Origin of the sequence: Bradyrhizobium sp. 76 (assembly GCF_023073025.1) — a bacterium.
Lineage (GTDB): Bacteria > Pseudomonadota > Alphaproteobacteria > Rhizobiales > Xanthobacteraceae > Bradyrhizobium.
In genome coordinates this window covers 231,404-244,731 of sequence record NZ_JADPIS010000059.1, presented here as the reverse complement: position 1 = coordinate 244,731, position 13,328 = coordinate 231,404, and the positions used below count along the sequence as shown (strand labels likewise).

The window sequence follows — 13,328 nt, the reverse complement described above, 5'->3', positions numbered from 1 at the left end:
TCCGAAACGACCGGCACGGGCGCTTCGGAAGCAGCCCCATCGCCGGGTAACTGAGCCCTCAACGGGAACATGGTGCTGGCATGAACGAAGCCGTTATCTTGACGCCGGAGCGGATCCTCGAAGTCACCGAGGACGTGCTGCGGCGTTACGGACTCGCCAAGGCCACCGTGGTCGACGTGGCCCGTGCGCTCGATGTGAGCCACGGCAGCGTCTACCGCCATTTCCCGAGCAAGGCCTCGCTGCGCGAGGCCGTCGCAAAACGCTGGCTGGACCGCATCGACGCGCCCTTACGCCAGCTCGCCGAAGAGCAGGGCCCGGCCCCGGCGCGGCTCGACCGCTGGCTGCGCACCCTGTTCGCCGCCAAGCGTTCGCGCGTGCTCGACGACCCCGAGATGTTCGACACCTATCTGACCCTGGCGCGCGAGGCCTGTGCAGCCGTCAAATGTCACAAGGACACGATGATCGACCAGATCGCGGCGATCCTGTCCGATGGCGTGACGCAGGGCGTGTTCGCCGTGGACGACGTCAAGGCCACCGCGCGTGCGATCTTCGATGCCACCGTCCGCTTCCACCATCCGGCTCATGCCGACGAATGGAAGGACGCCGATCTCTCGGCGCGCGTCGATGCGACGCTGGCGCTGGTATTGCGCGGGCTGAAGGCGGCGTGAGGTTGCGGAGCCTGCGTACATCGCAGCTTGGGGCTTGATCCGCTCCTGCTTGTGCCTTTGGCAGGATGACGGGCTTGGCCTCGACGTGACCACCATTCCGTCATCCTGCGTAGGTGTGAGCCGTCAGATGACGAAGTCCGTTGGATGCAGGGCCGCCGTGTGCACGCCGTCCAACGTGATCGTATCGTTGGCGGTGAGGTGGATCACGGCATCGCCGGCGCTATTGTCGCCAATGAGGTTGGAGAGGGCTGCCCAGTCTGCGAAGCCGTAGTCATGCAGGTTGATCAGGTCATGTTCGCTGGTGGTGCTGCCGACAGCCTGGTTGCCTTGATTGAAGTCGTTGATGATGTCCTGGCCGGAGCCCGTGTTGAACACGAACGTGTCGTTGTTCGGCCCGCCCCACAAGAGATCATTGCCGCCACCACCGTTGAGGGTATCCCTGCCTCCGGTGATCGAGCCGGGTGAGGAAGGAGCGTAGCTCATCGCATCGCCCGCCAGGCGATCGGGGCTCGATCCGCCGGTGAGGATGTCGTTCCCGCCGTGAGCATTGCCCGACATCGTGGGAGCCTCGCCATACAACGTCGTGCTGAAAGCAGCTCGCTCGCCATCGACGACGGCAGTGAGGATATCGTTCCCGCCCTGGGTATTGTCGGACATGGACGTTCCGGAATCGCCCGACAGGCTTCCTCCTCCCAGCTGGGCGTCGCTGCTCGCCGCAAAGGTCAGGATGTCGTTTCCGCCGACCGCGTTGTCGGTCATGGCGCCCGTGGCATCGCCGCTGAGTGCGTCGCCGCCGCCATTTATCCCGTAGTCCGTGGCGCTCAGCGTATCGTTCCCGCCATGCGCATTGCCGCTCATGGCACCCCCAGCGTCTCCGCTGAGCGACCCGAACGATCTCCATCCGGTCGACGCCGTCAGCGTGTCATTTCCGCCTCCCGCGTTGCCCGACATGTCGCCCTGGACGTCGCCATAGAGATAAACATTGGTGTAGAGCGAGTTGTGGGCATCGACATTGAGGGTGTCGTTCCCGCCCTGGGTATTGTCCGCCATGGATTGGGCATCACCAACGGTGACGGCACTATCCCAGCCGCCATCTACGCTCACCACGAGACTGTCGTTTCCTCCGTGAGAATTGCCATGCATGGCCACCAGGTCTTCCCCAACGAGCGTCACATGCGAGTTGAGACTCGATATGGCTGCCGTCAACGCATCGTTTCCGCCCCAGTCATCGGTTGCCAACCCGGGATCTCCGAGCACGGTCATGGATTGACCGAAGTCCGGCAGGGTGACTGCGATAGTGTCGTTTGGCAGTTGGTGCATGTCGCTTCACTCCGATTTCATTTCAGTCGCGTGGCCTGAAAGCAGCGGAGCTCTTTGCGAGACGCGCTGTGGCCGCGCTTAACGTTGAATTTGCTCGGAGTTGATGGCGGAGATTTGCTTTGGGTTGGATTTCATTGCGGCCGGAGGAACTTCGGCGCGCGGGTAACGGAGCTCGCACGACGTTAGAAATTCGTCAGCCTGCAGGCCGCTGCGAGCCGCGCATCCGTACGCGCGCCGGTCTTGGTCTTGATCAGATAATGATAGTTCTGCAGCGTCTTGACGCTCGCGCTGGTATTGCGCGGGCTGAAGGCGTCGGCCGGACTTCCTTCGCGCGGTCCGAAGCCGCGACACCTGACGGGACCTGTCGGTTTCTATCTCAGACCTTATGGGCAACGCTGCCATTGCCGAGCGAGCGCGGATGATGGGTCTTTTTTCGCGCACGTAAGGCGGCGTTGGCCGATGGCACGACCGACGGGCTTTCCGGATAGGTATTGACTTCGATTTCGACCACGTCCTTTGACCGCTTTCGAAGGCGGTAGAACGCAAGTTCCTGTTCGAGAATGGGGCAGTGGAATTGGATCGTCGCTGTGTCTGGCAGACGGCAGAGTTCATCGATGAGCTCGCCGACAGTGATGATCGGGGGATGATGGATGGCTTCGCGAATAGCCTTACTCATGGCGCAACTCCCTCACTCCGCTACTAACCACGGCGCGACGGTGTCAGTTCCAATCCTACCGGTCACAGCATGATTTAAAGTGCGAGCCCCGGGCCAGCGCCCTAAAGCGCGGGCGCCAAATGCGAGCTGCGCAAGCGCAATATGCCGAACAGGTCTTCGCGCCCAGCGAGTTTGCGATAGGTCGCAAGGTCGTCGAGCGTCGGACCTTCCCCGCGCCTGACATTCACGCCCGCAACCGTTGCAACCGGAATCGACGTGCCGAGGCCTGCGTAGAGATAGTTGTCGCCGAACGCCTTCTTGAGCGCGGCAAAAGTCGGCTCGCCGGTGCAATGTCCCGGGGCTACGCTGTCGACCTTGAACCTGTCCTTGAGGGCGGTAACGACTTTCGCGATAGCTTCGTCAGGTGCGACGACCAGATGAAATCCCCCCGCGATGAGATGAATCCTGGGATTGATACCCGTCGCCGCTTCGACGATGCGCTCGATCCCGGGATGCGAGCAACCGACCAGAAGGACCATGCCGTCGGCCGTGTTGACGGCCAAGGACAGCTCCTTGAGTTCTCTCGTGCCCGGTGCATCGGAAATCAGCGAGATAAGTGTGATACCGGGAGCGATCTCGGTGGTCTGATCGATCAGTTCGAAGTTCGCGTGGGCCCATGCCGTGCCGAACTTCATCACCGCGGGCGGCTTGCCTGCATAGTACCGCATCTCCGGCGGCAAAGCCTCGTCCTTGCGGTAGAAGCCGGACGGCAGAGACGAGCCGTAGATGCCAAATCCTTCCTTTGGCGCGTAGATCTTGACCGTCGGATTGATGCTCAGGAGGTAGGACAAGCCGGCCATATGATCGGAGTGGCGGTGCGAAAGAACGACAAAGTCCAGGTCCGAGAGATCAACTCCCTTGGCCTTCACGTTCGCCGCGAAGATTTCGGGATCGTTACCGGTATCGAACAGGATGCGTTTTCCCGCGATTTCGACAAGGGCGGAGAAGCCCCAGTCCTTCGTCATCGCCTCATCTGTGCCGAAGGCGTCATAGAGAATCGTGATCTGGTTTTTCGCGTCAGCTGCCGCGCTTTCGGTGAGCCCGGCCGCGAAAGCGCTGAAGGCGATCAGTGCTGCGAGAAGACTGTCCCTGATGTTCATGAAAGCGTCTCCTGTTGTCGCGCAAGACATACAACGGGAACGAGGGCGGCTTCGAGAGCCGTCCAAACTGGCTCTCGACGAAAGATCGGAGCCGGACGCACATCCGCTGGCGGCTTGGTGCTGGATGCCGTGCCTGTGGTGAAACCTAGCACAATCTAAGAGAGATTTGGAGACCTTCGTTGGAATGGCCAGTTGGGAGCCAGATTCTGGTCGCAGCAAGCGCTCGCGTCAGGCTTTAGATTCTGGTCAGCCCACAATTGGCCGCCAACCGCACGAGCTGCGCATCCGTACGCGCTCCGGTCTTGGTCTTGATCAGATAGTGATAGTTCTGCACCGTCTTGACGCTGAGATTGAGATGCGCGGCGATCTGTTCGGTCGTGGCGCCGCCGGCGAACTGGCGCAGGATCTCGATCTCGCGTTCGCCCAGTTGATCCAGCGCCGAGCCCGCCGACAGGCTATCCTCGGCCAGGATGTGCGCGATGTCGTCGCTCATGGCGCGTTCGCCGCGCGCCACGCTGCGGATCGCGGACACGACCGCGGACGGCTCGCTGCTCTTGGTGACGAAGCCGCTGGCGCCGGCACTGAAGGCTGCCTTCACCAGCACGGCCTCGTTGTGCATGGTGAAGACGAGGATCCGGGCCCGCGGGCTGCGCGCGCGGATGTTGCGGATGGCTTCCAGCCCGCTCGCGCCGGGCATCGAGATATCCAGCAAGACCACGTCGGGATCGCGCGCCTTGAAGGCGCTGTAGGCATCCGCGGCGTTGTCGGCTTCCGCCACGACATGCAGATCGCCCTGGCTTTCCAGCACGCGCCGATAGCCTTGCCGCACGATCGGATGGTCGTCGACCAGCAGCACGGAGATGCCTGTTGCCGTAATCTCGTTCATGCCGGCCTCACGCGGCGAGCGGGATGGTGGCGGCGACGCTGAGTCCGCCTCGGGCGGGCAGGATCGAGAATGAGCCGCCGGCCGCTGCGACGCGCTCGCGGATACCCGTGAGGCCAAAGCCGGCCGACTGCTTTACGCGTGCTGCGTCGCCGCCGCCATCGTCCTCGACACGGATCAGCAATGCATCGTCGTCGCCCGCGCGCCGTTCCACGCTGAGCGAAATCTCGCGTGCCGCGCCGTGGCGCAGCGCGTTGGTCAGGCATTCCTGCGCGACGCGATAGGCGGTGGTGGCAGCCAGGCCGCTGATGTCGGTGAAGTCGCCCTTGAGATCGAGCTGGATCGTGGGCCGCGCCGCGCTCTGCGAGCGCCAGCTATCCACCAAATTCACGAGGCTCGCCTCCAGCCCAAGCTCGGCGGGCAGGGGATTGCGCAGGCGCTTCAGCGCGTCGCGCAGCGAGGCCATCAGATGATGCGTGGCCTGCGAGATCATCCGCGCGTCCTGCACGATATCGTTGTGCTTGTCTGCCTTCGTGCTCGCCGTCTCGATGGTGTTGGCGAAGGCGAGGATGGCCGAGAGATTTTGTCCGAACTCGTCGTGCAGCTCGCGGGCGAGCGCGCGGCGTTCGTCGTCACGGATCTCGATCAGGCGCCGCGTCAGCGCCGCGCGTTGCTCGGTCGCTTCCTCCAGCCGGCCGCCGAGCTCGCCGACGGCGCTGCCGATCATCGCCAGCTCCATCGAGCGGAAGCGCGGCAGTTTAGTGCGATACTGACCGCGGGCCATGCGCTGCAAGGCGATCACGATCGTGCGCGCCGGCGCCAGCGCATGCGCGATCGCGAGCGAAGCCAGGAGCGCGATCGCCGCCGCCATCAAGAGCGCGACGTCGATCACGTTGAGGATGTATTCCCAGGCGAGCGAGATGGCGGCCGTTTCATCCGGCGTCGCGACCACCGTTCCGGCGGTCGCCGCGCGGGGACTGACGGGCCGTATCGCTTCGGCATGGCTACCGAGGAAGGTCGGCACAATCGATGCAAACCAGCGCGGCGGCGCCTTGCCGAGCCCCTCGCTCTGGCCGCAGAGCGGCTTTTCGAATGCGATGGCCGGTTGGAATTCGACGCAGACGCCGGGTGAGATCAGCTTCATCGTCTCCAGCGTGCGCCACTCCGGAACTGGCAGAAGCTGCTCGCGTGTTCTGCTGCTACGCAACAAGAATTCGCGCCAGTACAGGGCTTGCAGCGCCTGGGCGACCCGCTGCGCCGAGGCCGCAGTCGCCCGGTCGACGCTGCGATAGGCGTCGAACGTGGCCCAGATGGTCGCCGCCCCGAGGCAAAGCGCGACGATGAGAAGCAGACGGGCGACAAGCTGAAGCACAAGGCGCATGCGATCACCCCAAAATTTGGTAAGGTCAGCCTAACAACGCCGCCGCGCCTTGCCAATTGCGAGGCACGGCAAGATGGCAGCTCGGGCAAATTTCCCAAGCCGGATTGGGCATGGCTCTTTGGACCGGGCGCGGCGGCTTTGATCTAATGGGCGGAATTCACGGCCAGGAGCAGTGCAGCATGAGTTCGATGACGATTGGGCCGATCGCGGGGCCTGCTGCCGACCCATCCGAGCGCAGCGCGCTCCTGTTCTGGATGATCTTCACCGGGCTTTCGATCTTCGCCGTCGTGCTGCTGTGGCGGTTCGGCCTGATCCGCCTGATGCTGACCTCGGACCGGACCTACATTTCCAGCGTGATCGCACTGCTCTATGTGCTCACCTGCGGTCACTGCTTCCTGCGCACGCGGGCCATCGCCCGTGAGGGCGCGGCGGCCCGGCGCTGCCGCGCGGTGCTCGCGGCGCCCGAGGGCGGGAGGGCGCTCGACGCCGGCGCGGCTGCGCTGCCGCGCGGGCTGGTGCGTGATCACATCGAGAGCCTCGTAACCAAGGCCGCGGCGCAGGACTACCGCCCGGTCGACCAGACCCTATTGCTGCGGACGCTTGCCGACCGGTTGCGCGGCTCCAACGGCTTCGGGGCCTTCGTCTCGGATACGCTGATGAAGCTCGGCCTGCTCGGCACCATCGTCGGTTTCATCATCATGCTGGCGCCAATCGCGGGGCTGGATGCTGCCGACAAGGTCGCGATGCGGTCCTCGATGGGGCTGATGAGCGACGGCATGGCGGTCGCGATGTACACGACGCTGGCGGGCCTCGTCGGTTCGATCCTGGTCCGCATCCAGTACTACATGCTGGACGCCGCGACCCAGAAGGTGTTCTCGGATGCGGTGGTGCTGACCGAGACCTATGTGACGCCGGTGCTGGAGCGCAAGGGTTCTGGAATCAAGAGTTCTGGACTCAAGGGCGCTGGAATCGCGACATGATGGATGATTTCGGTCTCTATCCGCGCGAGGAGCCGTTCGATCCCTTGGGCGTGATGCTGTTCAAGGCGCTCCAGGTGATCGCTTTCCTGTTCTTCCTCGCGCTGCTCGCGGTCTCGCCGGACGCCAAGGACGGCAAGATCGACTCCAAGGCAGAGTTCATGATCACGCTGGACTGGCCCGACAGCCATCCCGATGATCTCGACCTGTTCGTGCAGGATCCCGTGGGCAACATCGCCTGGTATCGCCACCGCGAGGCCGGTTTCCTCACGCTCGACCGCGACGACCGCGGCGGAGCCAACGACTTCATCGTGGTCAACGGCAAGAAGATTGCCTCGCCGATCCGCGAGGAGATCGTCACGGTACGGGGCATCGTTCCCGGCGAATACACCGTCAATGTCTCACATTTCGTAGCGACGACAGGCGAACCCGTCACAGCCAATGTGAAGGTGCAGAAGCTCAATCCCACGGCGCAAGTGGTCTTCGACAACAAGTTCACGGTCGATCACACCGGCGACGAGAAGACCGCGGTGCGGTTCCGGCTCGATGCCGAGGGCAAGGTCGTCAATGTGGATCAGCGGCCGAAATCGCTGCTGGAGACGTTTCGCAGCGGCTGGCGCAACGGCGCCGATCTCGACCCGAGCACTGGCGTGAGCAAGAACGCTGTAAGGGTGCGCCGTGACTAGCCTGCAGACGGTCATCCTCACGCTATCGATAGCTTACGCCGTCATCGGCGCGCTGCTGCTGGTCGTGTTGGTCTATGCGCGGCTGCACTGGTCGATCAAGGCCGTTGCGGTGGTCGTGACCAGCGCCTTCTATGTCGTCAGCTTCACGGAAATGCGCGGGCTGCTCGGCTGGGCCAGCGCCGACCGGCTGCCGGCCTCCTTCAAGCTGCTGAAGGCCCGCATCGTCGAGCCGCATTCGCTGGAAGGCGATCCCGGCTCGATCTATCTCTGGGTCGAGCAGCTCGACGAGGACAATCGCCCAAGCGGCATACCGCGCGCCTTTCGTGTGCCCTACAATGACAGGCTGGCCGACAAGACCCATGCGGCGGAGAACGAGATCGCGCTGGGACATCCGCAAGGCGGCCGGGCTGCCGATTTCGGCGGCGGCGATGGCAGCCTCATCGACATGGTCAGGGAATATGTGACGCCCAAGACGATCATGGAGACGAGCGGAGGCGATTCCTCGACCGGCGAATTCCTGGCGCCACCGGCCGGCGCGCAGGGCGCCGTGTTCGCCCCGATTCCGCCGCCCCGGATGCCGCCGAAGGACGAGCAATAGGCTCTTCACCATCGCGACAGGGCAGCGCTGGCAAACCGCGCGCCGCTGGCGCATGTTTTTGACCTCCCTCAATTTGGCCTTATCGGCTCCCAATAAGGTTCGAGGGTGGAGGGTGCGTGCTTCTCGCTGTCTTCTCGGATATCCACGGCAACCGGCAGGCGTTCGAGGCGTGCCTGAAAGTCGCGCGGGCGCGTGGCGCCGAGCGGTTCATCCTGCTTGGCGACTTCGTGGGCTATGGCGCCGACCCGGAATGGGTAGTGGATACCGCGATGGAGCTGGTCGCCCAGGGCGCCGTCGCTGTGCGCGGCAATCATGACCAGGCGGTGAATTCCTCCGCCGAGACCATGAATGCCGAGGCGCAAATCGCGATCGAATGGACCCGCGGCCGGCTCGACACCGCGCAGCGGCGGTTCCTGGCGGAATTGCCGATGCTGGTGGAGGACAGCGATCGTCTGTTCGTGCATTCGGAAGCCTCCAGCCCCCTGAGCTGGCACTATGTCCGATCGACGGCGGACGCCGCCAAAAGCCTGATCGCGACGCCCGCTCATGTCACGTTCTGCGGCCACATCCACCGCCCGGCGATCTATTCGATGTCGGTGACGGCGAAGATGTCGGGACTCGTGCCCAAGACCGACGTCTCCGTACCGCTGCTGCGCGGGCGGCAATGGCTAGCGGTGCTCGGCTCGGTCGGCCAGCCCCGCGATGGCGATCCATCCGCGGCTTTCGTGCTGTTCGATACGGTCACCTGCCTGATCACCTATTGCCGCGCGCCCTACGATGTCGAGACGGCCGCGAACCGGATCCGTGAGAACGGCCTGCCGCACTGGCTCGCCGACCGATTGTCGCAGGGGCGCTAGAGGCGATGCCGAAACCCCTCGTCAAATCAGGCGCAGAGATCGACGGCTACACCATTGGCGAATGCGTCCATGCCGGCGGCATGGCGACGCTGTGGACGGTCACCCATCCCGGCATCGAGGTGCCGCTGCTGATGAAGATTCCGCGGGTGTCGGAGGGCGAGGATCCCGCGGCGATCGTCTCCTTCGAAATGGAAATGATGATCCTGCCGCGGCTGGCCGGGCCGCACGTGCCCTCAAGCTTCGGCACCGGCGATTTCGCCCGCCAAGCCTATGTCGTAATCGAGCGCATCACCGGGACAACGCTCTACAAGCGGCTGCCCGACCTGCCGCTGCCGTATGACGAGGCGCGGCAACTCGTCGCCAGGATCGCGACGGGGCTGGCGGATTTGCACCGGCAGAACGTGATCCATCACGACATCAAGCCGAGCAGCATCATGTTCCGCGAGAGCGGCGAGGCGGTGCTGATCGACTATGGCCTGTCGCATCACAACCACCTGCCGGACCTGTTGCAGGAGGAATTCCGCCTGCCTTACGGCACCGCGCCCTACATGGCGCCTGAACGGCTGTCAGGGGTGCGCGACGATCCGCGCAGCGATTTGTTCTCGCTTGGCGTGCTGCTCTATTTCTTCACGACCGGCGAGCGGCCGTTCGGCGAGGGCGAGACGCTGCGTGCGATGCGGCGCCGGTTGTGGCGCGATCCGCACCCGCCGCGCGGCTTGCGCGCCGACTATCCGCGCTGGCTCCAGGAGGTGGTGCTGCGGTGCCTCGAGATCGAGCCGGTGCGGCGCTATCCGACGGCGTCGCAGCTCGCCTTCGATCTGACCCATCCGGACCAGATCAGGCTCACGATGCGCTCGGAGCGAATGAAGCGCGATCCGCTCAGCGTCGCCTGGCGCCGCCGGTTCAACCAGGGTGTCATGGCGCCCCGCGCGAAATCGGATGTCGCAGCCCAGCTCGCATCAAGCCCGATCGTTGCGGTCGCGCTCGATACGGCGGAAGGCGAGCCGGAGTTGAACGAGGCTCTGCGCATGACGACGGAACGCATTCTCGCCACGCTGCCGTCGGCGCGGCTCGCATGTCTCAACGTGCTGAAGCTCAACCGCATCGCGATTGACAGGACGCTGGATGAGCAGGGCTCCAACAAGCATATCGACCGGTTGGTGGCGCTCAGGCACTGGGCCACTCCGCTCAAGCTCGATGAGAGCCGGCTGTCGGCTCACGTGCTGGAAGCCGTCGATCCCGCGGCGGCCATCCTGGAGTTTTGCGAGGTCAACCACGTCGACCACGTCATCATCGGCGCGCGGCAGGGCTCGTTCAGGCGCACGCTGCTCGGCAGCGTCTCGGCCAAGGTGGCCTCGGAAGCGGCCTGCACCGTTACCGTGGTACGGCCGCCGCGAATGGCTGCGGATGCGGGCGAAGAGGCCGGATAGGGCGGCGCTCTGGATCCTGGAGGTTCAGGCCGCGTGAGCGGTGTGGACGGAGCGCTTGCGGCGGATCGGCCAGGAGAATTGCGGGCCGGGCTCGCCGTGATCCGCGCTACCGCCGAAGAACTGGATGATCTCGCGGCAGGGCTCGCAGTTGAACAGGTTACGCGACGCGGACGCCTTGGTCATTTCTTTCAGGCAGTTCGGGCAATGCGGCTTCATGAGCTTGGTCCAGAAAAGAATTCAATGCCGGCGCGGTGACCGGAGCGGATGATCCAGGTCCATGTCGGGCCCGGTGTCGTCGCGCATCTCGCCTTCGGTGCGTTCGAGCCGACCGAAGAAAAAATCGAGGTCAGGATGCGGGCGCCGCGGGATGCGGCACCGGCGCTTCGGCTGACGCTTTACGAGCGCGATCTGCATGGGGTCAGGCCCGATACCAGCCGCGACGGGCGATGCGGGCCGAGCGTACCGAGACCTTCACCGGTCCGGCTGATGGACCAAACACAACAAACGCACAAAAACCAAGCCACAACGCCACGCCAGTCCAAACCAGGGTCGTCGTCATGATGTGCTCCCGCGAAACAGGCAAGAATCACTAGCGGTGATTTGCGCGAATCAGGGAAGCCCGGAGGAGTACGGATCAAGGTTGCAAATTTAGGCATTGCGCGCCGCAACACCCGTAGAAGCCGCACGTCTGCTGGAGCCGAGCGGGCCCTCAGATCGCCTCGCCACGCGCGCCCGCGGCGGCGTTGCGGATCGCCGCGATGTTGGTCTTGTAGGCGTCCTGCGTGCCGCCCCTGAACACGGACGTGCCGGCGACGAAGGCGTTGGCCCCGGCTGCGGCCAGGGGACCTGCGACTTCGGGGCCGACGCCGCCGTCGACTTCGATGTCGATCGGACGGCCCGCCGTCATCGCGCGGATGTCGCGGATCTTGCCGATCGCGGAGGGGATGAAGGCTTGGCCGCCGAAGCCGGGATTGACCGACATCACCAGCACGAGGTCGACCAGGTCCAGAACGTATTCGAGCGCGCTGATCGGCGTGCCCGGATTGAGCGAAACGCCGGCCTTCTTGCCGAGAGCGCGGATCGCCTGAAGCGAGCGGTGCAGATGGGGACCGGCCTCGGCATGCACGGTGATGTGGTCGCAGCCGGCTTTCGCAAAGGCCTCCAGGTAGGGGTCGCAGGGCGAGATCATCAGATGCGCGTCGAAGATCTTCTTGGTGTGCGGGCGCATCGCCTTGATGACGTCGGGGCCATACGAGATGTTGGGAACGAAGTGCCCGTCCATGACGTCGAGATGGATCCAGTCGGCTCCGGCGGCGTCCACGGCGCGCACCTCTTCGCCGAGCTTGGAGAAGTCCGAGGCCAGGATCGAGGGCGCGATTGCCAGGGGGCGGGGAGCGAAGGCTTGGGTCATGGCGGTTTCCCGTGGCGGCCGTGAAAGATGGACTCGCCTAACATGGGCCTCTCAGCCGGGCAATGCAGGGGCGGCGTGCTTCCTGTGGGCGGAAATTTCTGCCGCGACCGGCATGAATTGCCGGTGTTCCCGGGCCGTGCAAAGCGCGGTGAAAGCGGATTTCATTGAGCTTTTTGCGCTGGCACGGCGCTTGCTGACTTCACCTGAACAGAACATTGGCCGCGGCATGCCGCATCGGTTGGAGTTGTGCAATGTTGTTCGCTCTTGGGGCCGTATCGAGCGCGCTCGACGCGATCCAGTCGCTGACGAATTCGAAATCGTCCTCGTCGACGCAGAAGACGGGGTCCTCGCAAAAGCCTGCGACCAATCCGTTCGCGATCGACAGTGGCAGCAACAGCACGACCGGCGCGACCTCGTCGGTCAATGCGGGCAAAACCCCGCAGATCTCGCCGGAGACGATGAACGCGCTGTTCGCCGCACAGAGCCAATCCTCGGACAGTACGAGCAGCGCAGCGAGCTCGACCTCGTCCAGTTCAATATCCTCGTCCTCCACGCGCCGCGACGCCGCCCTGAAGGATCTGTTCTCGCAGATCGATGGCGACGGCGACGGCAAGATCACCAAGTCGGAATTCGAGAATGCGCTCGGCGCCGGCGGCACCAACCTCGCGCTGGCCGACGACGTGTTCTCTAAGCTGGATACGAATACCGACGGCAGCGTCAGCCTCGATGAGATGTCGAAGGTGCTGAAGAGCGGCCATCGCGGCCACCATCACGCGCAAGGTGCGGGCGATGCGTCCGGCGGCGGTTCGGATTCCTCCTCGCGGTCCAGCGGCGGTTCGACCTCGACCTCGACGACCGGCGCCGACGGCTCGACCACCACCACCGTCACCTACGCCGACGGCTTCAAGATGTCGACGACGGTCCCGGGCGCCTCCAGCCCCCGTAATTCGGCGTACGATCTGTTCGCGCAGTTGATGCAGCGGCAGGGCGGGCAGGGACAAGGTGCCTCAGCGGCTGTCGGTTCATCGATGTCGATGAGCGTGTAACCTTGCTCACGGCTAGCCTGCATATTCGTGAGTGATGTCACGGTAGAGATAACGGTCGCGGATTTCGCGGTTGAAGAATGTACCCTTTGAGCGCGCATTCCTGAACGCCGCGGCGACCTCGGGCGAAACGTCCTCGTAGACATAAAGGCGTCCGCTGACGAAAGTCACTTTCAGCTCGCGAGTCTCGGGCGCATAACGGAAAAACCGGATCACGGAAGACGGCATGGCGGTGCACCTTGGCCCGTCAGGGTAACGC

Annotated in this window: 17 protein-coding genes and 1 pseudogene; 7 read left to right on the top strand and 11 right to left on the bottom strand. The window is 64.2% G+C overall.

The annotated features are described in order from the left end of the window. The first annotated feature begins 80 nt into the window (after window positions 1-80). The gene (locus IVB48_RS13575; protein WP_247400353.1) at window positions 81-668 is read left to right on the top strand and encodes a TetR family transcriptional regulator; all 588 of its coding nucleotides are present in this window, start codon (window positions 81-83) and stop codon (window positions 666-668) included. A 123-nt stretch (window positions 669-791) separates the two neighbouring features. Here the strand turns inward: IVB48_RS13575 and IVB48_RS13570 are convergent, their stop codons facing one another. From IVB48_RS13570 to IVB48_RS13545, 6 genes and pseudogenes are all read right to left on the bottom strand, one after another. Further along, a complete protein-coding gene (locus tag IVB48_RS13570; RefSeq protein WP_247400352.1) occupies window positions 792-1,988 on the bottom strand; it encodes a hypothetical protein in 1,197 nt (398 codons plus the stop codon). Between the two features lie 182 nt (window positions 1,989-2,170). Beyond that, window positions 2,171-2,284 (bottom strand): annotated as a pseudogene (locus IVB48_RS13565) (DNA-binding response regulator); the annotation flags it as partial. Between the two features lie 80 nt (window positions 2,285-2,364). Then, complete coding sequence (locus IVB48_RS13560; RefSeq protein ID WP_007612080.1) at window positions 2,365-2,664, bottom strand: hypothetical protein; 300 nt, start codon at window positions 2,662-2,664, stop codon at window positions 2,365-2,367. A 101-nt stretch (window positions 2,665-2,765) separates the two neighbouring features. Then, complete coding sequence (locus IVB48_RS13555) at window positions 2,766-3,803, bottom strand: MBL fold metallo-hydrolase (protein ID WP_247400534.1); 1,038 nt, start codon at window positions 3,801-3,803, stop codon at window positions 2,766-2,768. 235 nt (window positions 3,804-4,038) lie between these two features. Beyond that, on the bottom strand, window positions 4,039-4,689 hold the full coding sequence (locus tag IVB48_RS13550; protein ID WP_247362395.1) for a response regulator transcription factor: 651 nt from the start codon (window positions 4,687-4,689) through the stop codon (window positions 4,039-4,041). Between the two features lie 7 nt (window positions 4,690-4,696). Beyond that, window positions 4,697-6,067 (bottom strand): histidine kinase, encoded by a 1,371-nt coding sequence (locus tag IVB48_RS13545; protein ID WP_247400351.1) that lies wholly within the window; start codon window positions 6,065-6,067, stop codon window positions 4,697-4,699. Window positions 6,068-6,246: 179 nt separating this feature from the next. Here IVB48_RS13545 and IVB48_RS13540 point away from each other — a divergent pair, with 179 nt between their 5' ends. The 5 genes from IVB48_RS13540 (at window position 6,247) to IVB48_RS13520 (ending at window position 10,615) form a co-directional block, all read left to right on the top strand. Continuing rightward, window positions 6,247-7,047 carry a MotA/TolQ/ExbB proton channel family protein gene (locus IVB48_RS13540; RefSeq protein WP_247400350.1) on the top strand — a complete coding sequence of 267 codons (801 nt, stop codon included), beginning with the start codon at window positions 6,247-6,249 and terminating at the stop codon, window positions 7,045-7,047. Next, window positions 7,044-7,730 carry a hypothetical protein gene (locus IVB48_RS13535; protein ID WP_027567694.1) on the top strand — a complete coding sequence of 229 codons (687 nt, stop codon included), beginning with the start codon at window positions 7,044-7,046 and terminating at the stop codon, window positions 7,728-7,730. The genes IVB48_RS13540 and IVB48_RS13535 overlap by 4 nt, the downstream gene beginning before the upstream one ends. Next, window positions 7,723-8,328 (top strand): hypothetical protein, encoded by a 606-nt coding sequence (locus tag IVB48_RS13530; protein ID WP_247400349.1) that lies wholly within the window; start codon window positions 7,723-7,725, stop codon window positions 8,326-8,328. The genes IVB48_RS13535 and IVB48_RS13530 overlap by 8 nt, the downstream gene beginning before the upstream one ends. A gap of 116 nt (window positions 8,329-8,444) precedes the next feature. After that, window positions 8,445-9,185 (top strand): metallophosphoesterase family protein, encoded by a 741-nt coding sequence (locus tag IVB48_RS13525; protein ID WP_247400348.1) that lies wholly within the window; start codon window positions 8,445-8,447, stop codon window positions 9,183-9,185. A gap of 5 nt (window positions 9,186-9,190) precedes the next feature. After that, entirely contained in the window at window positions 9,191-10,615 is a 1,425-nt protein-coding gene (locus IVB48_RS13520; protein ID WP_247400346.1) for a bifunctional serine/threonine-protein kinase/universal stress protein, read from the top strand. 24 nt (window positions 10,616-10,639) lie between these two features. Here the strand turns inward: IVB48_RS13520 and IVB48_RS13515 are convergent, their stop codons facing one another. From IVB48_RS13515 to rpe, 4 genes are all read right to left on the bottom strand, one after another. Beyond that, window positions 10,640-10,831 carry a hypothetical protein gene (locus tag IVB48_RS13515; protein WP_007602380.1) on the bottom strand — a complete coding sequence of 64 codons (192 nt, stop codon included), beginning with the start codon at window positions 10,829-10,831 and terminating at the stop codon, window positions 10,640-10,642. 21 nt (window positions 10,832-10,852) lie between these two features. Further along, entirely contained in the window at window positions 10,853-11,029 is a 177-nt protein-coding gene (locus IVB48_RS13510; RefSeq protein WP_197031140.1) for a hypothetical protein, read from the bottom strand. 4 nt (window positions 11,030-11,033) lie between these two features. Next, window positions 11,034-11,174 carry a hypothetical protein gene (locus tag IVB48_RS13505; protein WP_247400345.1) on the bottom strand — a complete coding sequence of 47 codons (141 nt, stop codon included), beginning with the start codon at window positions 11,172-11,174 and terminating at the stop codon, window positions 11,034-11,036. Window positions 11,175-11,324: 150 nt separating this feature from the next. Next, window positions 11,325-12,026: a ribulose-phosphate 3-epimerase gene (gene rpe, locus IVB48_RS13500; protein ID WP_247400344.1), complete on the bottom strand. Its 702-nt coding sequence runs from the start codon at window positions 12,024-12,026 to the stop codon at window positions 11,325-11,327. Between the two features lie 251 nt (window positions 12,027-12,277). Here rpe and IVB48_RS13495 point away from each other — a divergent pair, with 251 nt between their 5' ends. Continuing rightward, window positions 12,278-13,072 carry an EF-hand domain-containing protein gene (locus IVB48_RS13495; protein ID WP_247400343.1) on the top strand — a complete coding sequence of 265 codons (795 nt, stop codon included), beginning with the start codon at window positions 12,278-12,280 and terminating at the stop codon, window positions 13,070-13,072. A 12-nt stretch (window positions 13,073-13,084) separates the two neighbouring features. Here the strand turns inward: IVB48_RS13495 and IVB48_RS13490 are convergent, their stop codons facing one another. Continuing rightward, window positions 13,085-13,297, bottom strand: coding sequence for a KTSC domain-containing protein (locus tag IVB48_RS13490; protein ID WP_247400342.1), 213 nt, complete (start codon window positions 13,295-13,297; stop codon window positions 13,085-13,087). Between the last annotated feature and the right edge of the window lie 31 nt (window positions 13,298-13,328).

Excerpts from the sequence above, each read along its gene's own strand:
- IVB48_RS13555 (WP_247400534.1), bottom strand. The coding sequence starts at position 3,803 with ATGAACATCAGGGACAGTCTTCTCGCAGCACTGATCGCCTTCAGCGCT.
- rpe (WP_247400344.1), bottom strand. The coding sequence starts at position 12,026 with ATGACCCAAGCCTTCGCTCCCCGCCCCCTGGCAATCGCGCCCTCGATC.
- IVB48_RS13540 (WP_247400350.1), top strand. The coding sequence starts at position 6,247 with ATGAGTTCGATGACGATTGGGCCGATCGCGGGGCCTGCTGCCGACCCA.
- IVB48_RS13560 (WP_007612080.1), bottom strand. The coding sequence starts at position 2,664 with ATGAGTAAGGCTATTCGCGAAGCCATCCATCATCCCCCGATCATCACT.
- IVB48_RS13495 (WP_247400343.1), top strand. The coding sequence starts at position 12,278 with ATGTTGTTCGCTCTTGGGGCCGTATCGAGCGCGCTCGACGCGATCCAG.
- IVB48_RS13505 (WP_247400345.1), bottom strand. The coding sequence starts at position 11,174 with ATGACGACGACCCTGGTTTGGACTGGCGTGGCGTTGTGGCTTGGTTTT.
- IVB48_RS13535 (WP_027567694.1), top strand. The coding sequence starts at position 7,044 with ATGATGGATGATTTCGGTCTCTATCCGCGCGAGGAGCCGTTCGATCCC.
- IVB48_RS13490 (WP_247400342.1), bottom strand. The coding sequence starts at position 13,297 with ATGCCGTCTTCCGTGATCCGGTTTTTCCGTTATGCGCCCGAGACTCGC.
- IVB48_RS13545 (WP_247400351.1), bottom strand. The coding sequence starts at position 6,067 with ATGCGCCTTGTGCTTCAGCTTGTCGCCCGTCTGCTTCTCATCGTCGCG.
- IVB48_RS13515 (WP_007602380.1), bottom strand. The coding sequence starts at position 10,831 with ATGAAGCCGCATTGCCCGAACTGCCTGAAAGAAATGACCAAGGCGTCC.
- IVB48_RS13550 (WP_247362395.1), bottom strand. The coding sequence starts at position 4,689 with ATGAACGAGATTACGGCAACAGGCATCTCCGTGCTGCTGGTCGACGAC.
- IVB48_RS13520 (WP_247400346.1), top strand. The coding sequence starts at position 9,191 with ATGCCGAAACCCCTCGTCAAATCAGGCGCAGAGATCGACGGCTACACC.
- IVB48_RS13570 (WP_247400352.1), bottom strand. The coding sequence starts at position 1,988 with ATGCACCAACTGCCAAACGACACTATCGCAGTCACCCTGCCGGACTTC.
- IVB48_RS13575 (WP_247400353.1), top strand. The coding sequence starts at position 81 with ATGAACGAAGCCGTTATCTTGACGCCGGAGCGGATCCTCGAAGTCACC.
- IVB48_RS13510 (WP_197031140.1), bottom strand. The coding sequence starts at position 11,029 with ATGCAGATCGCGCTCGTAAAGCGTCAGCCGAAGCGCCGGTGCCGCATC.